This is a genomic window from Vibrio aestuarianus, from assembly GCF_012395185.1.
GTDB lineage: Bacteria > Pseudomonadota > Gammaproteobacteria > Enterobacterales > Vibrionaceae > Vibrio > Vibrio aestuarianus.
Genome location: NZ_JAAZTU010000052.1, coordinates 1 through 16957 on the forward strand (window position 1 = coordinate 1; position 16957 = coordinate 16957).

Annotated in this window: 15 protein-coding genes and 1 pseudogene; 9 read left to right on the plus strand and 7 right to left on the minus strand. The window is 40.2% G+C overall.

Annotated features, from left to right (window positions below; translation table 11 throughout):
• Positions 1-354 (plus strand): WaaS/CpsH family glycosyltransferase (locus tag HGG78_RS17480; RefSeq protein ID WP_479681638.1); only part of this gene is annotated, 354 nt, incomplete at its 5' end.
• 53 nt (positions 355-407) lie between these two features.
• On the opposite strand, the gene waaA is transcribed toward HGG78_RS17480, so the two are convergent.
• The 7 genes from waaA to rfaD all read right to left on the minus strand — a co-directional run bounded on the left by waaA (position 408) and on the right by rfaD (position 8632).
• Positions 408-1676 carry a lipid IV(A) 3-deoxy-D-manno-octulosonic acid transferase gene (gene waaA, locus HGG78_RS17485; protein ID WP_172533642.1) on the minus strand — a complete coding sequence of 423 codons (1269 nt, stop codon included), beginning with the start codon at positions 1674-1676 and terminating at the stop codon, positions 408-410.
• A gap of 11 nt (positions 1677-1687) precedes the next feature.
• Positions 1688-2470, minus strand: coding sequence for a glycosyltransferase family 32 protein (locus HGG78_RS17490; RefSeq protein ID WP_172533643.1), 783 nt, complete (start codon positions 2468-2470; stop codon positions 1688-1690).
• A complete protein-coding gene (locus HGG78_RS17495) occupies positions 2467-3504 on the minus strand; it encodes a glycosyltransferase family 9 protein (RefSeq protein WP_172533644.1) in 1038 nt (345 codons plus the stop codon). Before HGG78_RS17495 ends, HGG78_RS17490 begins: the two co-directional genes overlap by 4 nt.
• Positions 3505-3509: 5 nt before the next feature.
• Complete coding sequence (gene waaF / locus HGG78_RS17500) at positions 3510-4538, minus strand: lipopolysaccharide heptosyltransferase II (RefSeq protein WP_172533655.1); 1029 nt, start codon at positions 4536-4538, stop codon at positions 3510-3512.
• A gap of 13 nt (positions 4539-4551) precedes the next feature.
• Positions 4552-5790 (minus strand): O-antigen ligase family protein, encoded by a 1239-nt coding sequence (locus tag HGG78_RS17505; RefSeq protein WP_172533645.1) that lies wholly within the window; start codon positions 5788-5790, stop codon positions 4552-4554.
• A 16-nt stretch (positions 5791-5806) separates the two neighbouring features.
• Positions 5807-7576: a bifunctional glycosyltransferase family 4 protein/polysaccharide deacetylase gene (locus tag HGG78_RS17510; RefSeq protein WP_172533646.1), complete on the minus strand. Its 1770-nt coding sequence runs from the start codon at positions 7574-7576 to the stop codon at positions 5807-5809.
• Between the two features lie 114 nt (positions 7577-7690).
• A complete protein-coding gene (rfaD, locus tag HGG78_RS17515) occupies positions 7691-8632 on the minus strand; it encodes an ADP-glyceromanno-heptose 6-epimerase (protein WP_172533647.1) in 942 nt (313 codons plus the stop codon).
• A 374-nt stretch (positions 8633-9006) separates the two neighbouring features.
• Here rfaD and HGG78_RS17520 point away from each other — a divergent pair, with 374 nt between their 5' ends.
• From HGG78_RS17520 to HGG78_RS17555, 8 genes and pseudogenes are all read left to right on the plus strand, one after another.
• The gene (locus HGG78_RS17520) at positions 9007-10128 is read left to right on the plus strand and encodes a Wzz/FepE/Etk N-terminal domain-containing protein (protein ID WP_172533648.1); all 1122 of its coding nucleotides are present in this window, start codon (positions 9007-9009) and stop codon (positions 10126-10128) included.
• A 222-nt stretch (positions 10129-10350) separates the two neighbouring features.
• The gene (gene rfbB / locus HGG78_RS17525; RefSeq protein WP_172533649.1) at positions 10351-11439 is read left to right on the plus strand and encodes a dTDP-glucose 4,6-dehydratase; all 1089 of its coding nucleotides are present in this window, start codon (positions 10351-10353) and stop codon (positions 11437-11439) included.
• The gene (rfbA, locus tag HGG78_RS17530) at positions 11439-12308 is read left to right on the plus strand and encodes a glucose-1-phosphate thymidylyltransferase RfbA (protein ID WP_172533650.1); all 870 of its coding nucleotides are present in this window, start codon (positions 11439-11441) and stop codon (positions 12306-12308) included. Before rfbB ends, rfbA begins: the two co-directional genes overlap by 1 nt.
• Before the next feature lie 9 nt (positions 12309-12317).
• The gene (gene rfbD / locus HGG78_RS17535; RefSeq protein WP_172533651.1) at positions 12318-13190 is read left to right on the plus strand and encodes a dTDP-4-dehydrorhamnose reductase; all 873 of its coding nucleotides are present in this window, start codon (positions 12318-12320) and stop codon (positions 13188-13190) included.
• A 6-nt stretch (positions 13191-13196) separates the two neighbouring features.
• Positions 13197-13790 (plus strand): dTDP-4-dehydrorhamnose 3,5-epimerase, encoded by a 594-nt coding sequence (rfbC, locus tag HGG78_RS17540; protein WP_172533652.1) that lies wholly within the window; start codon positions 13197-13199, stop codon positions 13788-13790.
• A 125-nt stretch (positions 13791-13915) separates the two neighbouring features.
• Positions 13916-14274 (plus strand): annotated as a pseudogene (locus HGG78_RS17545) (ISAs1 family transposase); the annotation flags it as partial.
• A gap of 109 nt (positions 14275-14383) precedes the next feature.
• A complete protein-coding gene (locus tag HGG78_RS17550; RefSeq protein ID WP_172533653.1) occupies positions 14384-15625 on the plus strand; it encodes an O-antigen translocase in 1242 nt (413 codons plus the stop codon).
• A partial coding sequence (locus tag HGG78_RS17555; protein ID WP_172533654.1) for a glycosyltransferase family protein occupies positions 15622-16957 on the plus strand: 1336 nt, incomplete at its 3' end. The genes HGG78_RS17550 and HGG78_RS17555, both read left to right, overlap by 4 nt.

Consider the following 16957-nt stretch of genomic DNA (forward strand, 5'->3'; position numbering starts at 1 on the left):
TATATAAATGATTCAAGAATAGAAGTTGTTACTGAGCTAATGCTTGGTGATGAACTAAAGAGAAATATAGAAAACTCTAAGGCTATACTTGACCTTCTACAAGGTCATCAAGCTGGATTGTCTTTCCGTGTTTATGAATCTTTAGGATATAATAGAAAATTGATCACAACTAATCATAATATTTTTCTTTACGACATATACAATAGTGATAACATTTGTGTTTTAGGTGAAAATTATAAGGTGCCTGATAAGTTATTTAATACACCATATTTTGAATGCTCGATTGATACTATAGATAAATATCTTATATCATCTTGGGTTAAAAATATTTTAGGAAAATGTGAATGTGGGTAAAAATCAATATTTAATTTAAAATAGAGATGATCGGCTAATTTTTTATAAATCCTCTAAAACCCCACAATACATTTTACAGTGGATTTCAATGCACCTGTATTTTCAAGTACACATCGATGGGCTAAGTGACTCTGTTGGTCTCTAATTTTGTTATTTTTAAAAAGTATAATAAGTGTTTCGCTAATTTCAGAAGCTGAGTTAATAATTGTAATTGCATTTTTATCGATCATGCGTTCTACTATTTCGGAAAAATTATAGTAACTTGGTCCTGTTAGCACTGGTTTACCTAATGCTGCTGGCTCAAGCATATTATGACCTCCAACTTTATCACCCAGTAAGCTTCCGCCCATAAAACAAATGTCAGCAGCTCCCATTAATACCAGCATTTCTCCCATTGTATCACCTAGATACACTTGCACTTCTGGATCAAGTTCAGCCTCTGTTTCAGTTCGTCGCACACTAATAAATTGTGTTTTACACAACTCAAAAACAGCATTAAATCGCTCTGGATGGCGTGGGACAAGAATAAGTAATGCGTTAGATTGTTTTTTCAGCACTTTTGCATGGGCTGCTAACACTTGTTCATCTTCACCTTGGTGAGTGCTTGCGGCAATCCAAATTGGTCGCTCTTTACCTAGTTGATGCCTTAACTGCTGGCCTTTTTCTATGGTTTGTTTATCGATATCGATATCAAACTTCATCGACCCGGTGACTGTCACTTTGTCCGCAGGTAATCCGAGTCGAATGAAGCGCTGTGCATCATCTGGATATTGGCAAAGTACACGCGTTAAGTTAGATGCTAGTAAATTAAAAATCGGCTGAAATTTAGCATACCGTCGACATGAGCGCTCAGATAAGCGAGCATTAATAACAGTAATAGGAATATCTGCTTTTGAAACCGTATGTAATGTGTTTGGCCACAATTCCGTTTCCATGATCAGCATTTGACTCGGTTTTATACGCTTGATGAAAGCGCGCACGGCAAAAGAAAAGTCAAATGGCATATAACGATGTTCGGCGATGCCTCGTAATTTAGCCGCTTGTTCTGCACCTGTTGGGGTTGTAGTCGTAATCACAATCGGTTGGTTAGGATATTGCGACTTGAGCGTTTTTATCAATGGAGAAACGGCAAGCGTTTCTCCAACGGATACCGCGTGGATCCAAATCGGTGATTTATCTGTTTCAATTGGCGGCGTAAAGCCAAAATGTTCTTTCCAGCGATAGCCAACAGATGGCTTCCCATCTTGTTTTCTATATACTTTCCACATCAAAAAGGGAGACACAATAGTAAGCAGGAGTGTATATAGCCAACGAATTAACACAATGACCTCATTTATTTCTTAATTAAATCTTCTGGTTTTTGATGAGTCCATTTACCACGAGGTTTATCTAAATATTGAAAATATTCATTGGTAAATGTGCCTTGAATACAAACATGGCGGCGACGACGATATTGAATAGATTCATCTTTTAAAACATCATTGAATACGGCAGGTCCTGTTGTCCCGTAAACTCCTTTTTTAACGTCATAGTTCTGGATGTTATATACAATCGTATCCATCACCTTTTTGAAATGAGGGTTTTGTGGCGCTGTCGCTAAAAAGTAATTAGTAATTTCGGTCCCATTTTTGATCTTGATATATAACGCGTCATCGATACCTTTTAGCTGCCAACTAAGCGGCCAAACCAGTGTGGCATCAATATCCATATAGATACCACCTTGTTGGTATAAGGTGGTCACACGCCATAAATCGGCTTGAGCAGCACCATCAGTCAACTTCATATATGCATCATAAACTTCTTGTGATGCATTTTTACGTAAATATTCTTCTCGTGCTTCGGTGCTGACATAGCGATAGTCATAGTTTAATGACATTAAGCGGTTAAATAGATAATTGAGATATACCGGTAGCGTACTGTTATTTGAGTAGTTTGTTTGCCAAATAACTTTAGGCACTCCACTGCTATCTTTCGTTTGAATTTTGGCTGGCGAATACTCGGGAATAGTGAATCGCATTTTGGGAAAAACAAAGTGGAATGGGTATGAAAGCACTTTAAAAATATTACCAATCAACTTGATGGTGCGGTTTGCAACCATAATGGGGAAGTTATTCATAGTGTCTCTTTATTTTGTGTTAATGCAGTAGCCATCTCTGCAATAATTTGTTCGTTACTAGGAATATCACCGTTCGCATTCATGACAATGCGGTGATCACCTTCTAGTGGAGTGTATCTGAATGGTACGGTTGAGTAGAAAATACCAACGGTTGGTGTATGAGTTGACACCGCAATATTTCTCACTCCCGTATCAGGAGCCACCACTAAGCGCGCCTTGGCAATGTATTCGACTAGTTCATCTAATGACAGACAAGGCTGAATCGTGAAATTATGGTTAACTTCCAAATGACGAAGAAAATCACCTTTTTCAAAATCATTTTTTCCTTCTAGATAGACATGTTGATGGTTTGGAAAAGTTGTAATTGCGAGCTCAATGAAACTCTTCATTTGTTTTCGAGTCAGAATTTTTGATTGAGTTGATGCGCCATTAAAATAGAGAATGTTAGGTTTGTTTTGCTCTTTATCGTAGAGTTTCAGGTGACTTGGGTACCCAAAATCTAATGGTCTTTGTGGATTATGTCCGAGCATTTTCAGCATATCGAGCATGCATTCAAGCTCTGGCTGAAAGTCGGAGCGAAATACCGCAATATTGTACAGACTTCCACATAGGTAAGGTTTATATGGGAAGCCAAATTTTAGTTTTGCTTTACTGAGCAACGTCATCCAATAAGAACGGCTTGTGCCAGCTACATCAAAGATGATGTCTTGTTCTTCTAATTGCGTAAATTGCTGGATCTTCTGCTTCCAATTCAGTTCATGCTTGCGATGTCGACCAATCATAAAAATGGTTTCATCAGCGAGATCTGAAGGTGTTCCATATTGATAGTTAGAGACACCCACTAGCGTGATTTTTGCGTTAGGAAAAAATTTTCTCGCTTCAATAAGAAAGGGGCGAACAATGACCTGATCACCTAATGCAGCGTGACGAAAAATCGCGATCTTTTTCACCTTCTCGGGTGAAAACTCATGAGTTAAGTATTTTTTTGCTTGCTTGGATGCATAAGCACCGCGTTCAAACCAAAGATGTTGCATCAAGTTTATCCAATAAATTTGTTTACGGCAGCCATTACCAAATCTGGTGATAGCTTGTTCAAACAGTCAAGGTGCTTAAGTGGACACTCGCGTTTAAAGCAAGGGCGGCATTCTATGTCAGTGTGTATAATTTCGACATTATCTGCCAATGGTGGTGTGTATTTTGGTGAGCTTGAGCCATATATTGCAACTATATTGCACCCAACGGCGGCTGATACATGCATTAGTCCTGAGTCGTTGCAGATGACAGTATGGCAAGCCGCAAGCAAATCAACGGCCTCAATTAAGGAGGTTTCACCTGCTAGATCAAAGCATGAATTTTGTAATTCCTTTGGAAGTGTATTGCGGATAGCGCTTGTTACCACTTTATCTTTGGCTGAACCGAATAACCAAATTTGCTGGCCTTTTTCAATCAAAGCTTTCGCAACTTCAGCATAGTATTTATCTGGCCATCTTTTAGCTGGGCCAAATTCTGCTCCTGGGCATAAACCGATAATCGGTTTTATGGTCGATAAGCCTAATCTTGACATTGCATACTGTTGAGCTTTGTTATCAATTGAGAGAGAAGGGCGAGGGCAGGTTTCTAGCTGAACTTCACTAAGCATGCTTGTCTTTGAATAGGCAAGAGCAACATAACGCTCAACCATAAACTGAAACACTTTGCGATTTGGGCGAAGATCATTGAGCAAACCATAACGAAATTCACCTTTCCACCCCGTACGAGATGGAATGCCAGCAAATAGTGGAATTAAAGCTGACTTAGCCGAGTTAGGTAAAATGTATGCGTGTGTGTAGCTATTGCGCTTTAACTCTTTAGCCAGTGCCCAACGGCCTGCAAGGTTAAATGCACCATGCCCGATAGGCATTTCAATCGCACTGTTAATTTCGGGCATACGCTCTAAAATCGGTTTACACCACGCTGGTGCGAGAACATCAATCATCGCAGTAGGGTAGTTTTGCTTCAATGTTGCATAAAAGCTTTGCGACATAACCATGTCGCCAACCCAAGAAGGGCCGATAATCAGAATCTTCATGTTCTGCTGCTCATCAGTTTGGCTGTTGAATGGCATTGTACTTTTCTATACGGACAAGAGCAAAGAAGGTTGCAAGCATAAAGCCATAGAATGCGCTGATTAAGTTGGCTTGTAATGGTGCTTCTGTTAAGCCAAAGAGCATGAACCCAGCGACAAAAACCGCGCCAGTGTAGCCCCAGAGACTATTGGTTTTCCTATAGTGTTGAGTAAAAACTACAAAAGGTACTGCAAGCATCATAATAATGGCAACTATACCTAATATTCCATTACTCGCGAGCATTTCGAAATATTGGCTATGAGCATGACCACGAGTTAAATTTCGAGTGTATTCATTAACTTTACCTTCAGCATACAATTGTTTATTGAGAGCTTCCCGTTCATTATAAGGTAGACCAATGAATGGACTTTGTTTAAATGCTTCTGTAGCAGCTTTCCATAAATAGAGTCGAGTGCCAGTAGATCTTGCCGCTTTTATATCCCCGGCAATAATATGAGACACTTCATAAGCTGTAAAATCTATTCGTTGTTTTACTGAATCGGAGTTCCAGTAAGTTGCTAACGATAGAGCAATAAAACTCACAATGACAGTTGATGTTAATTTTAGGTTTAGTCTTTTCCAATTTAGTACTGCATAAAATATTAGAAGTATAGGAATAGCAAAAATGGCACCACGGGTTAAAGTTAACGTTGTTGAAATGATTGAGGCGATAAATGCTAAAAATAATAAGACTCTATATTTGGATTTTTTTATAGATAAACATAAAGATAGAAACGCTAATGAGCATGCCAAGTAACCAAAGTTGATACTAAAGAGAAAACCGTCAACACGGGGCATATTGAGGATGAAAAATTGATAAATCGCAAGAACTAGCGTACCAATAGAACCAACTATTATTCCAATAGATAACCACTCATAGGCTTGTGCCGAGCGGAGGATGAAAGCTTTTCTGAACATTAAATAAATAGGAATACATAGCAATAAACGACTACCGCCTTGAAAGTACCTAAACGTACTGCCATCGACTATTGTGATTGGTAGGTTGGCGAAAAAGTAAGCACCAAGACAGCCGGTGATCAGTAAATCATATTTATTAAAATCACAATAAGTTCTGTTTTTAATTAGGTAGTAAATTGAAAACAAAACAGTAAGCGCAACAACGACAACACTAAAATTATTTGTTGATAGCAGTAATGCTGGCACTAAAAATAATGATAACAATGCAAAATCATTAATGGAAAGATATTTGTTCATTCGTGGCTAGTTCTCATTATTCCATTGATTTTCTAAACGTATAATTACCACGTACCTTTCGCCACAAGCCAAATACATCTGTCTTCGGAAAAATGGCAATACGTCGGATTTGATACGGATCGTGATGGACAGCTAAAGGGCCACTGTTGGTTGCGACGGCAAATTGATAGCCTAACTCGCGCGCTAAGAGCTTTGAATCTTGATTATGGTCACCATAAGGGTAGGCAAATGAAACCAAAGATTCACCAATGAGGGCTTCCAGTTGATTTTTATTTTCCATAATTTCATGCTGCTGTTGTTGATAAGACAACTGGCTTAAACGTGGGTGCGTCATCGTATGGCCGCCAATTTCAACTAGGCCTGATGCATGCAATTTCTTTAATTGGCTTTCATTCATTAAAGCTACCGCTTTTTCGGGGTTATTGGGTACTTCAGCATCCCAACGGTTAAACTTTTCACCAGTGACAGCATAGACAACGGCTTTGAAGTTATATTTTTTTAATAAAGGGAGCAAAAGTTCGTAATTGTCTTGATACCCATCATCAACTGTTAACATGATATAGCGCTTACTTGGTTCAAGGCGATGTATCAGCCTTTTATCTACCAAGTCTTTAAACGTCAGAGTCTCAAAGCCCATGCGCTTGAGTAACTTGAAGTGTTTTTCAAGCATATTGATATGAAGATAAGTTCCATGTACACCTTTTTCACTATCATTTTTGATAAAGCGGTGATACATGATGATTGGCATCTCTTTACGCAGCTTTTCAACGTAAACCGTTTGGTAAATATCTTCTATTTGATCGACTATACTCGATAAGCTATAGCTATGCTTGATGATCTCGCTGACCTGTGGTGAGCAGTGTTTCATTTTTAACCCTTGCTCTACGTGTCGGCTAATTTGCGTAAAGTCAATATCGAGATCTTTAGGGCCGATGTCACCGAAGTTGCTTGCCATGGCCGCAGCGATATTATTGTCATCGACAATACCAACCGCACTGGCTTCACCTATCGCTAGTGTGGGTCTTCCACACAGCAAAGCTTCCATTGCAACCCTACCGGCACCTATGACTAAGTCTGACTTGGCCAGTATTGAGACAACATCTTGTGAATAACCAAGAAAATGAACGTCAGAAGTAAACTTATCAAAACGCGCTTCAATTTTAGAGCCTGATATGACCTGAATATGGTATTTCGCTGAGTCTAAACATTCATCGAGCAACCGATAGCAAAGCTCCCCTTTGGGGCCGGTTAACCTACCTATAATACTGATAACAGGTTTGCTATTTTGAGGAGCGTTTTGCCAAGCGAATTCTTGAGTTTCAATACCATTTCGACTAACGATTAGCGAACTTTGTGGAACATCCAATTCAGTAATGAGTTGTTGTTCAATGGCTTCACAAACCGGCAGGGCTTTGTCGCCCATTGCGTGGAATTTTTTGCGAGATACGTGCACTGGTTGACGACCATGTACTGTCGTAACCATAGGTGTTCCGGTGATTTTACACGCAATATGACAACTCCAACTCGATGCTCTTGAGTGAGCATGCACTAACTGGATGTTATGCTTCTGTATCAGATAAATAAGATAGCCAACGTGCCAAAAACGGCGAGGAATACTACGCTTATTAAAGCGAAGTTTGTAGAATAACCCTTGATGTGACTTGGTTAGGGTGTCTGAAACGTAAAATACACGATGTCCTCTATTTGTCAGTTCATCGCCAACAGTTGTTGCATACACTTCAGCCCCTGTGACTTCCAACTGGGACAAGGCCATCAAAATATTCATACATTCTCTTTATAGCTTGGTGAACTCTAAAAATGTCCCGCAGCCTTTCTTCTGGAAAAGCGACATTTGGTAAAGAAGGAGAAATATAACGTTAATTTCTCCCTCTTAAAATCACTAAGCGTTAATAATGCTCATATATTCAGCGACACCTTCAGCGACAGTTTTAAATTTGTGATCACAACCTGCACTTCTGAGTTTACTCAAGTCGGCTTGAGTGAATTCTTGATACGCACCTTTTAAGTGTTCAGGGAATGGAATGGTTTCCACTTCACCTTTGCCATGGTGTTTGATAACGGCTTTTGCCACTTCCTGGAAAGATTCAGCATTACCCGTCCCTAAGTTATAAATACCGGATACGCCGCTGTCCATAAACCATAAGTTCACCGCTGCAACGTCACCAACGTAAACAAAATCACGTTGGAAGGTTTCGCTGCCTGCAAACAGTTTAGGGTTTTCCCCTGCATTCATTTGGTTGTTAAGGTGGAAAGCAACAGAAGCCATAGAGCCTTTATGTTGTTCACGCGGACCATAAACGTTGAAATAACGAAAACCAGTGACTTGAGAAAGCTTTTCGCCATGTTGCTGTGCATCTTGCCAAACGCGGCGTACATAGTTATCAAACTGCTGTTTTGAATAACCGTAAACGTTTAATGCACCTTCGTATTGTTTTTCCTCGACGAAGGTGTCGGTATCGCCGTAGGTCGCAGCTGAAGAGGCATATAAAAATGGAATCTCACGCTCTAAGCAGTAATGAAGCAACTCTTTAGAGTATTCATAGTTATTGAGCATGATGTATTTACCATCCCACTCAGTGGTCGCAGAGCAAGCACCTTCATGGAATACCGCTTCAATAGGGCCGAAATCATCACCAGCCATAACCTGAGCAAGAAAGTCATCACGGTCCATATAGTCAGCAATATCAAGGTCGACCAAGTTTTGAAACTTACGACCATTTTTAAGGTTGTCGACAACAAGAATGTCGCTAATGCCTTTTTCATTAAGTGCTTTGATGATGTTGCTGCCAATCATGCCAGCGCCGCCAGTTACGATGATCATAGATTTGTCCTGAATAAATGTTAGCTGCATGGAAGTATAACATTTCAAGAAGTATTAGGAAGAGTGGCATAGATGATGTACCAACTGGTTGCAGAGTGAGCAATTGCTGCTGTTGATATGTCGGTTTCATCACAGTTATTTCGTGTAGTTAAAAAAAAGGAGTTCAAATTGGATTAAGATAACGGGCCGTAAAAAGGACTTCATTCTGAGTGAGTTAAGAGCTCGCTATCTGACTATCGCCACTTTGGTTCGATTAAGGTACAATTTCGCCAATTAATGCAGTGACTAACTGCTACACAAGATGAAGTATTATCGTATTGGGGGCTATACCCAAGGGCGGTAGCGTGCCTAACTGTCAGAAAAAAGGGAAATTTGTGAATAACCATTACCAGTCATCCAACCCAAATCCTTCTCACCCACAAATCCCAAGCTTTTACGAGCAGAATGATGAAATCGATCTCAAAGAGCTTTTTATCGCTCTTTGGCAAGGGAAGTTGATCATCATTTTAACTACCTTGGTGTTTACGATAGGTGCTATTACTTATGCGTTAACAGCACAAGAGTGGTGGAGCAGTAGCGCGAAGATTGCAGTGCTACAAGTTCAAGATTTCACTGAATACCAGTCTCAAGTTAAGCAGTATCAACCAGTTTTTGACGTTTACCAAGAAGACGGTACGATGTTGGTGAATAACTATTTAGATGATTTGGTTATGCCTCAACCGCTATTTCAGTCATTTGTAATGGCTTTTGAGTCGAATAAAAATAAACGTGATTTTTTAGACAGCAATGCTGTCTTTCAAAATTTCAAGAATAAGTTGGATGCCGATGCCGATGAAGCTACCCGTCGTTTGTATAATGAATGGTTTAGTAAACTAACTACGTCACAACCTGATAAAAGCAATAAAAATATTATGGAACTAGAGGTTCAGGCAACGACAAAGCTTGATAGTTATAATATGTTACAAAGCTATATTACTTATATAAGTGGTATCGTACAGCGTGATGCCTTGTTGAACCTTAAGGCAGCGATTATTAGTAAAAAGAATGAGTTGCTGCAGCAAAAGAATGCACTTTCTTTACAAGCGAAACAAAACCTTGAAGTTGAAATTCAACGAGCTGAGTACGCACTGCAAATAGCGAAAGCAGCAAAGGTTAACACACCTGTGCAAAACTTAGGCGAGAAAGAAATTTTTTCAATCAACCTAGGAAGTGCGGCTATTGAAGCAAAAATAAATGCGTTAAAAACCATATCAAACCTGAGTGTTATTGAACCGCGTTTACAGCAGATAGACTCAAAACTAACGCTAATTAACAACACAAAAATAAACCCTGATATAGAGTTTGCTACCTTTCAATATCTTGATGATGTCCAAATTCCATTGAACAGAGATAAACCCAATCGGGCACTAATTGCGGTATTAGGTGCGTTGTTAGGTGGAATGTTGGGTGTAGCGGTTGTGTTGGTTAGATTTGCATTTAGAAAAGAATCTAACTAATTGGTTTTTAAGGACCTATTGGGCGGGCTGAAAGAAATAGGCGAAAACAAGAGTTTATAAGGGATGGTGAGAAATTCACTGTCTCAAAATGGATAAAAAGTGTCTCAGGCTAGGTTGAATTGCTGAGATGAAATAAAGAGAAAAGACACGTTTAAATTTTATCGCGAAGTATAAGTTTTGCTTAAAACGCGATAATCACAAGTCAGAAGTAGGTATGAATCAGTGAAAATTCTTGTCACCGGAGGCGCAGGTTTTATCGGCTCAGCAGTCGTGCGTCACATTATCAATAATACCAGCGACAGCGTAGTCAATGTCGATTGCTTGACATACGCAGGAAATCTGGAGTCGTTAGCTCAAGTTGAATCTAACGAGCGCTATGTGTTCGAGCAAGTCAATATCTGTGACCGAGCCGAGCTAGATCGTGTATTTGCCCAGCATCAACCCGATGCCGTGATGCACCTTGCCGCAGAATCTCACGTTGACCGCTCCATTACTGGCCCAGCAGCTTTTATTGAAACCAATATTGTTGGGACTTATACCCTACTTGAGGCCACGCGTGAGTATTGGAACCGTTTGAGTGAAGATGTGAAAAAGGCATTCCGCTTCCATCATATTTCTACTGATGAAGTGTATGGCGACCTTCCACACCCGGACGAAGTTAAGGAGGGAACAGAGCTGCCGATGTTCTTAGAAACGACACCATATGCCCCATCCAGTCCGTATTCAGCATCCAAAGCATCAAGTGATCACCTAGTACGTGCATGGCTGCGTACCTACGGATTGCCAACCATTGTCACTAACTGTTCGAACAACTACGGTCCTTACCACTTCCCAGAGAAGCTGATTCCACTGGTTATCCTCAATGCCTTGGAAGGCAAAGAGTTACCGATTTATGGCAAAGGGGACCAAATCCGTGATTGGCTATTTGTGGAAGATCACGCTCGTGCCCTTTACAAGGTTGTTACCGAGGGAAAAGTGGGTGAAACATACAACATCGGTGGTCACAACGAAAAGAAAAATCTCGAAGTGGTCCGAACCATTTGCTCAATTCTAGATACATTGGTACCAAAAGATACGGCATACGCTGAACAAATCACTTACGTTCAAGACCGCCCAGGCCATGATCGCCGATATGCAATTGATTCAAGCAAAATACAAAAAGAGCTCGACTGGACCCCAATTGAGACCTTTGAAACCGGCCTGAGAAAAACCGTGCAGTGGTACCTAGATAACCAGCAATGGTGCCAAAATGTTCAAGATGGTAGCTACCAACGCGAGCGTCTAGGTGTTGTATCGGGAGAGAGCAAATAATGAAAGGAATCGTCCTGGCTGGGGGCTCTGGCACCCGTCTTTATCCGCTTACCCGTGGTGTGTCTAAGCAGCTGTTACCTATCTATGACAAGCCGATGGTGTTTTACCCAATCTCAACGCTAATGTTGGCGGGAATCAAAGAAATCCTCATCATCACGACTCCGGAAGACAATGAAGGCTTCAAACGTCTCCTCGGCGATGGCAGTGATTTTGGAATTAGTTTAGAATACGCGATTCAGCCAAGCCCAGATGGTCTAGCGCAAGCGTTCATTATTGGTGAACAGTTCATTGGCGATGATAGCGTGTGCTTAGTGCTCGGGGATAACATCTTCTATGGTCAGTCGTTCAGTAAAACGCTGAAAAATGCCGCGTCACGAAAAAGCGGCGCAACCGTGTTTGGCTACCAAGTGAAAGACCCTGAACGCTTTGGCGTCGTCGAGTTTGATGAAGAGATGAAAGCGGTCTCGATCGAAGAAAAACCCGCAAAGCCGAAATCAAACTATGCCGTAACCGGCTTGTACTTCTATGATAATCGAGTGGTTGAATTTGCAAAGCAAGTGAAACCATCGGACAGGGGTGAACTTGAAATCACATCCATCAATGAGATGTACCTCAACGATGGCTCTCTCAATGTTGAACTGCTCGGTCGTGGTTTTGCTTGGCTTGATACCGGCACGCATGAAAGCTTGCACGAGGCGTCCTCATTTGTTCAAACCATTGAGCATGTTCAAGGTTTGAAAGTAGCGTGTCTGGAAGAGATCGCTTGGCGTCAAGGATGGCTAGGCAATGCAGATATCGAGCGCCTAGCCACACCCATGCTAAAAAATGAGTACGGTCGTTATTTGATGTCCTTGGTCAAAGAGCTGTAGGGAGCCAACATGAAAGTACTCATTACAGGGTGCAATGGACAAGTCGGTCACTGTTTGGTCAAACAGCTGCAAGGCAAAGCAGAAGTATTAACGGTTGACAAAGAGCAGCTCGATATCACCGATCAAGCGGCCGTAGTTTCAGTCGTGTCAGACTTTGTGCCGGACTATATCATTAATGCAGCGGCACATACCGCCGTGGATAAAGCGGAAGAAGAAGTGGACCTCTCCTTTGCGATCAATCGTGATGGACCCATGTATCTCGCTAAGGCGGCGGAAAGTTGCGGTGCGGTGATGCTGCATATCTCTACAGATTACGTGTTCGATGGTACCGGTGAGGTGCCTTATCAAGAGAGTGATACTGTTGGTCCACAAGGGGTGTACGGGCAAAGCAAACTGGCGGGTGAGCAGGCAGTTGCGAAGGCGTGTGCAGAGCATCTGATCTTGCGTACCGCGTGGGTGTTTGGTGAGCACGGCAACAACTTTGTCAAAACCATGTTGAGGCTAGGCCAAGACCGCGACGCGCTCAGTATTGTCGGCGATCAAATCGGTGGTCCAACGTACGCCGGTGACATTGCAAGTGCATTGATCACTATGATTGAATACATCGAGAAAGAAGGCGCGCCGCAGTGGGGTGTTTACCATTTCTCTGGCATGCCGTACGCGAGTTGGTATGAGTTCGCAGAGCAGATTTTTGCAGCGGCCAAGAATAAATCGGTGTTAGCTCAAACCCCGAACCTGTCTTCCATTCCCACGTCCGCCTACCCGACGCCAGCGAAACGTCCAGCCAACTCACGCCTCGATTGCGAAAAGATAGATCAGCAGTTTGGTATCAAGCCGAGTGATTGGCAGGTATCCTTAGGCAACATTCAAGCTTATAAGTAGTCATTTATGAACGTTATTGAAACCAAAATCCCAGATGTGAAAATTATTGAGCCAGATGTGTTCGGTGATGAACGTGGCTTTTTCATGGAAACTTGGCAACAAAAAAAATTTGAAGAGCTAGTTGCTGGACGAACTGTTAATTTTGTTCAAGACAACCACTCAAAATCTAAAAGGGGTATTTTGCGTGGTTTACATTACCAAACGGAAAATACTCAAGGTAAGCTCGTTAGGGTTATATCAGGAGAGGTTTTCGATGTGGCCGTTGATATTCGTGCTGGATCAGCAACTTTTGGGCAGTGGGTTGGCGTTTATCTTTCAGCCAATAATAAGCGCCAGTTATGGGTTCCTGAAGGCTTTGCTCATGGCTTTTATGTAACTAGTGACGAAGCTGAGTTTGTCTATAAATGTACAGATTACTACAATCCGGGTGCGGAAAAGTCGCTGAACTGGCAAGACAGCTGTATAGCAATAGAGTGGCCTCTCCTCGAAGGTGTACCGACCATTTTGTCGGAAAAAGATAAAAATGCCCCTTATTTATGTGAGAATACTGAACTGTATACAGGGCAAGATCATGAAAAACCCTTGTGGAATAAGGCCTGAGTGAAGGCGTCATCTCACTCATTTCTACAGCGGTATCATAAAAAACGCAATGATTTTTGGATCGATTTGACGATCAATTTTAGCTGTGATCATATATTGTTTTTTACAGTAACGATGCCATCACCATGAACGGATTGAGCCTTGTTGGAGCATATTTCAGTTATCAGCGACCCGCGCCAAGCTTGGAAAGTCGAACATTCATTAACTAATATCATTTTCCTAATGGTGACAGCGGTTATCGCAGGCGCTGAGGGGGGGGAAGATATTGAAGATTTTGGCGAAGATAACCTCGAATGGTTACAACAGTATGGTGATTTTGGGAATGATGTGCCTGTTCATGACACCATAGCTCGAGTGGTGAATATGATCTCGGCAAAGCAGCTTCAGCGGTGTTTCTCTGTGTGGATGAAAGACTTGCCATGAAGTCACCAAAGGCGATGTTGTAGCGATTGATGGCAAGACGATTCGTGGTACCTATTACAAAGACGAAGTAACGCGTACCTTTCTTTAGTTCTTGCAGGGCAAGGGGCTTCGTAATCTTGCTCTGAGGTAAGGATGAATGCTAAGAGATATAAAAATGGTTCAGAAAGTAAATGAATTTAATTAAAACATCACTTTTAACAGCAATATCTACAGTTATTAAGATAGCGTCTGGCTTTGTTATAAATAAAATTGTTTCAATATATGTTGGTCCATCGGGTTTGGCTGTAATTGGTCAACTACAGAACTTTGTAAGTGTCATAACTACCTTCTCCAATGGTGCTACAAATCAGGGAATAGTGAAATATACAGCTGAGCATAAAGACACAAGAAACAAACAACATATTTTTAGTACAAGCATAGTCATTAGTGTACTATGTAGTTCGCTTATATCAATATTCCTTATTGCGTTTAGTGATTTTTTATCTGTTAATATTCTTAAAGATAGTCAATATTTCACAGTGTTTATTCTTTTTGGCGCAACAGTTTTTTTATTTGCGTTGAACTCTGTCCTGATGAGTATACTCAATGGGCAGAGGGAAATAAAAAAATACATATTCGTTAACATTTGCAGTAGTGTCTTTTCGTTGCTTTTGACATCTTGCTTGATTATTGCTCTCAATCTTCTGGGAGCGTTATATGCACTCGTTATTAATCAATCTGTGATATTTTTTATAACACTATATTTGGTTAGGAAAAGTGAATGGTTCAAGATTGAATACTTTTTAAAGGGGTTTGATAAGGATAGCTTTCGCAATCTTTCAAAATATTCAATAATGGCCATTACGTCAGCTATTACAGTTCCAGTGAGTCATCTGCTAGTAAGAAATTATATCGGAGAGAATCTAAGTTGGGATGATGCGGGATACTGGCAAGGAATATGGTATATTTCATCAATGTATCTGATGGTTATAACTACATCCTTAAGTGTGTATTATCTCCCAAGGTTATCAGAAATTAAAAATGATCGGGAGCTAAAGTTAGAAATATACAACGGGTATAAAGTAATTATTCCAATAGTTACTATTCTATCGCTTATGATTTTTTTGCTCAAAGAATATATTGTAATTATTGCATTTAGTGAAAAGTTTTTACCGATGAAAGAATTGTTTGCTTGGCAGATGATAGGAGATGTAATAAAAATTTCATCGTGGTTGTTGGGATATTTAACTATAGCAAAAGCCATGACAAAAACTTTTGTTTTTTTAGAAATACTGGGAAGCTCAAGCTTTGTTATTTTATCAGTATTATGTATTGATGAATTTGGGTTGGTCGGCATAACATACGCATATGCCATAAATTACACACTGTATTTAATCGTGATATGTTATATCTTTCGAAAGATTTTAAAATGAAAAAGAGAATATTTAATGCGAGATTGAACTTCGTAGATAGAGTGGTTTCTTTGATTAAAAGAGAAAGGAATATTGAGCAGAAAGTCCAACTTTTACTAAATGTAAACTACTATCTCACGAATAATCACTGTGGAGTTTTTAGATATCAGCCTATTGAAGATACTATACAATTGTTAGGTGAGAGCTTTCGCATAAAGAAACCAAGCACACCGAGAAGGAATAATTTTCTTCATGTGATGACTAAGGCCTCAATAACTGGTGGCCATACTAGAGTGGTGGAGAACTTTATTAAAAATAGGGCGAATTATAATGAGAAACATGATTTAGTATTGGTCTCTCAAGGTGACGAAAAGATACCAGAATTCTGCCTAAAGATGGAGAGAAACTGCAGTTTGATTAATCTTTCAGATTTAAATACGCTAGAGAAAATATCAAAGCTGGCAGGCTACGCTCAACATTATGAATATATAATCTTGCATCATCACATGTATGATGTTCTGCCTATAATAGCATTGTCTCAGTTTAAACATCGAGGAAGTATATACACATACAATCATGCTGACCATTTGTATTGGGTGGGAAGCTCAATTATCTCTGGTTCATTTGAAATGAGTACAGATGGTTTAATCTTTAGCAAGAAAAGAAGAAATATTAAAAATACTCTGCTGTTGCCAATTCCATTAGAAGAAAAACAATACTCTTCTATTGATTTGAAACTTAAACTAGATATTCCAGAAGATAGCAAGGTTGTATTGACTATAGGCAGCCAAGATAGGTTTGTTACTAATGGTTACAGCTATAGAGATATGGTGAGTGATGTTTTAAAAAGAACTGATAAAACTTATTTTGTTATAGTTGGCCGACACACGGAAAAGAGTTGGGGAGATTTGTGGAGTCATCCACAACTTCGATTTCCTGGGGTTGTACCAAAAGAAGAACTTGCTGTTTTTTATTCTAACGCAGATATTTATGTAGACAGTTTTCCTATGGGGGGCGGAACCGCGACTCTGGATGCTCTATGTTTCAATATACCTGCTATAAAAGTAAAGCACATATTCTTTGAGTTTGATTCATTAAAACCTATTGTGATAAATAGTGTTGATGTGGCAGATAATATAGTAAAAATATTGAATGGTGACTCGTTAGCGTTCTCAGCCAATATAGATAGCCATTATCGTGAAAATTTCAATTCTATATTTGATAAGTTCATTCGACATAGGAGAGAGGATTCATGTAATTCGGGTGATGAACTGGTGTGTGATTTTGAAAGTTATGATCATGATTTGTTTTCGTATCAAGATAATAATAAAAAGGCATTTAATGGTTATTTAC

Excerpts from the sequence above, each read along its gene's own strand:
- HGG78_RS17495 (WP_172533644.1), bottom strand. The coding sequence starts at position 3,504 with ATGCAACATCTTTGGTTTGAACGCGGTGCTTATGCATCCAAGCAAGCA.
- HGG78_RS17510 (WP_172533646.1), bottom strand. The coding sequence starts at position 7,576 with ATGAATATTTTGATGGCCTTGTCCCAGTTGGAAGTCACAGGGGCTGAA.
- rfbC (WP_172533652.1), top strand. The coding sequence starts at position 13,197 with ATGAACGTTATTGAAACCAAAATCCCAGATGTGAAAATTATTGAGCCA.
- HGG78_RS17490 (WP_172533643.1), bottom strand. The coding sequence starts at position 2,470 with ATGAATAACTTCCCCATTATGGTTGCAAACCGCACCATCAAGTTGATT.
- waaF (WP_172533655.1), bottom strand. The coding sequence starts at position 4,538 with ATGAAGATTCTGATTATCGGCCCTTCTTGGGTTGGCGACATGGTTATG.
- rfaD (WP_172533647.1), bottom strand. The coding sequence starts at position 8,632 with ATGATCATCGTAACTGGCGGCGCTGGCATGATTGGCAGCAACATCATC.
- rfbD (WP_172533651.1), top strand. The coding sequence starts at position 12,318 with ATGAAAGTACTCATTACAGGGTGCAATGGACAAGTCGGTCACTGTTTG.
- HGG78_RS17550 (WP_172533653.1), top strand. The coding sequence starts at position 14,384 with ATGAATTTAATTAAAACATCACTTTTAACAGCAATATCTACAGTTATT.
- HGG78_RS17505 (WP_172533645.1), bottom strand. The coding sequence starts at position 5,790 with ATGAACAAATATCTTTCCATTAATGATTTTGCATTGTTATCATTATTT.
- rfbA (WP_172533650.1), top strand. The coding sequence starts at position 11,439 with ATGAAAGGAATCGTCCTGGCTGGGGGCTCTGGCACCCGTCTTTATCCG.